Genomic DNA, 2,487 nt, shown 5'->3' on the forward strand with positions numbered 1-2,487 from the left:
AACCGCGGCGACCTGCGCGCGGCGGCCGACCCGGAGGCCGCCCGCGCCGACTACGCCGAGGCCGCCGCCGTGGCCCGCCGGGCCGGGAACGCGACGTGCCTCGCCGCGGCCTTCCGCGGACTCGCCGACATGGCCCTGGCCAGGGGCGACGAGGACGAGGCCCGCCGGCTCTACGGGGAGGCCCTGGAGCGCTTCGACCCCACCTGGGTGAAGAGCGTCGGCAACCGCGTCCGCACGCTCATCGGCCTCGGCCGCATCGCCGAGCCGGACCCCGAGGCCGCCGGCCTCTACCTCCAGGCCGTCGAGGTGGCGGCCGTCATCGGCGCGCTGTCCGAGGCGGCGCGCGCCATGGTCGCGCTCGCGCGGGTGCGGGACCCCGCGACCGCCGCGCGGATGCTCGGCGGGGCGGCCGTCCTGCGCGGGGCGGACGCCGTGGGCGATCCCGACGCCGCCGAGGTCGAGCGGTCCGCGCGCGCCCGGCTCGGGGACGACGCCTACACGTCCGCCTACCGCGAGGGCCTGCGCCTCGACCACGAGGGCGTCCTGCTCCTGGCGGGGCTGCCGAGGGAGACCGTCCGCCGCTCGCCCGTGCACGTCCTGCCCGACTTCTCCGCGCGGTGACCGCGCGCCGGGACGGCGGTGACCGCGCGCCGGGGCGGCGGTGAGGCGGCGGTGAGGTCGCGGTGAGGTCGCGGTGAGGTCGCGGTGAGGAGGGCCCCGCAGAGTCAGGGGCATGACGACGAACATCCTGATCTCGGGCGCCTCGGTCGCCGGTCCCGCCCTCGCCTACTGGCTCCACCGCCACGGCCACTCGGTCACGGTCGTCGAGAAGGCCGCCGAACCGCGCGACGGCGGTTACGCAGTGGACTTCCGGGGCGCGGCGCACCTGCGCGTCCTGGCGGAGATGGGCGTGCTGGACGACATCCGCCGCGAGCAGACCCACACGGGCGCCATGGTGTACGTGAACTCGCGCGGCAAGAAGCTCGCGTCCATGCCCGCCGACCTGTTCTCCGGGGACGTCGAGATCCTGCGCGGCGACCTGGCCCGCATCCTGTACGAGAAGACCGCGCCGTTCACCCGGTACGTCTTCGGCGACTCGATCGCCCGGATGGAGGAGGACGCCCACGGCGTGGACGTCACCTTCGACAGCGGCGCGACCGGCCGGTACGACCTGGTCATCGGCGCGGACGGCCTGCACTCCACCGTCCGGCGGCTCGCGTTCGGCCCCGAGGAGGACTTCGTGTCGCACCTCGGCCTGTACTGCGCGATCTTCACCGTCCCCAACCACCTCGGCATCGACCGCTCCGGCCTGGCCTTCACCACGCCGGGCAAGGTCGTCACGGTGTACAGCGCGCGGAACAACACCGAGGCCAAGGCCGTGTTCTACTTCGGCGCGCCGCCCACCGGCGTCGACCGCCGCGACGTCGCCGCGCAGCAGCGGCTGCTGACCGAGACGTTCGCGGGCAACGGCTGGGAGAGCGACCGGCTGCTCGGCATGATGGCGGACGCCCCGGACTTCTACTTCGACTCCGTCAGCCAGGTGCGCATGGACGGCTGGACGCGCGGTCGCGTGGCCCTGCTCGGGGACGCCGCGTACTGCCCGTCCTCGCTCTCCGGGATGGGCACCGGCCTCGCCATGGTCGCCGCGTACGTCCTCGCGGGCGAGCTGGCCGAGGCCGGCGGCGACCACACCGTCGCGTTCGCCCGCTACGAGGAGGCGATGCGCGGGTACGTCGCCGGATGCCAGAAGCAGGGGCAGGGCGTCGCGAAGCTGATGGTCCCGGAGAACCGCGTGGTCGCGTGGCTGCTGCGGCAGAACTACCGGCTCATGCCGTACCTGCCCGGCAAGAAGATGATCGCCAACAGCGCCCGGCGGACGGCGGAGAACATCGCGCTGAAGACCTACCGGGCGCGGCGGTCCACCCAGATCGGGACGAGCGTGAGCGCGAGCAGCGCCGCCGTGACCGCGAACCCGCCCGAGTAGGACGCGACGGACACCACGGCCCCGAACCCGACCGCGCCGACACCGATCCCCGCGTCGTAGGCGATGTTCCACAGCGCGCTGACCCGGCCGAACTCGGCCGGGGCCACGCGGCCGAGCATCAGCGCCAGCGTGGCGGTCTGCGCGATGCCGAACCCCGCCCCGAACAGGGCCGGCCCGGCGATCACCGCGACCGGGCTGCCCGTCCAGACCAGCGTCGCGGCCCCGGCGGTGGTCAGCAGCGCCATCGGGACGAGCAGCGGGCGCGTCCCGTACCGGTCGGCGAACCGGCCGGACAGCCAGCGCGTGAACGGCGTCGCCAGGGACTGCGCGAACAGCGACCCGGCCGCCAGCCCCGCCGCCGCGCCGTGCACGGCGAGCGGCAGGAACGTCTGGAGCACACCGGTCGCGAACGTGATCGCCGCGAAGATGAGCGCGGGCCGCGCCAGCTCCGGACGCAGCGCCGCGCCGAGCAGCCCGCCGCGCCGGGCCGTCCGCCGCCCCGC

At 75.2% G+C, this 2,487-nt stretch carries 2 protein-coding genes and 1 pseudogene; 2 read left to right on the plus strand and 1 reads right to left on the minus strand.

Annotated elements, in window-relative coordinates; translation table 11 throughout:
• Together DZF91_RS41340 and DZF91_RS25010 are read left to right on the plus strand one after the other, a co-directional pair.
• Nucleotides 1-621 (plus strand): annotated as a pseudogene (locus DZF91_RS41340) (tetratricopeptide repeat protein); the annotation flags it as partial.
• 112 nt (nucleotides 622-733) lie between these two features.
• A complete protein-coding gene (locus DZF91_RS25010; protein ID WP_117359691.1) occupies nucleotides 734-1,984 on the plus strand; it encodes an FAD-dependent monooxygenase in 1,251 nt (416 codons plus the stop codon).
• Here the strand turns inward: DZF91_RS25010 and DZF91_RS25015 are convergent.
• The coding region (locus tag DZF91_RS25015) for an MFS transporter (protein WP_147341366.1) at nucleotides 1,903-2,487 on the minus strand (585 nt) is incomplete at its 5' end. The two genes, DZF91_RS25010 and DZF91_RS25015, sit on opposite strands and share 82 nt — an antisense overlap.

Origin of the sequence: Actinomadura logoneensis, from assembly GCF_003428695.1 — a bacterium.
In the GTDB taxonomy this organism is placed as follows: Bacteria; Actinomycetota; Actinomycetes; order Streptosporangiales; family Streptosporangiaceae; genus Spirillospora; species Spirillospora logoneensis.

What these genes read in the sequence shown, in the direction of transcription:
- DZF91_RS25010 (WP_117359691.1), top strand. Translation starts at nt 734, where the DNA reads ATGACGACGAACATCCTGATCTCGGGCGCCTCGGTCGCCGGTCCCGCC.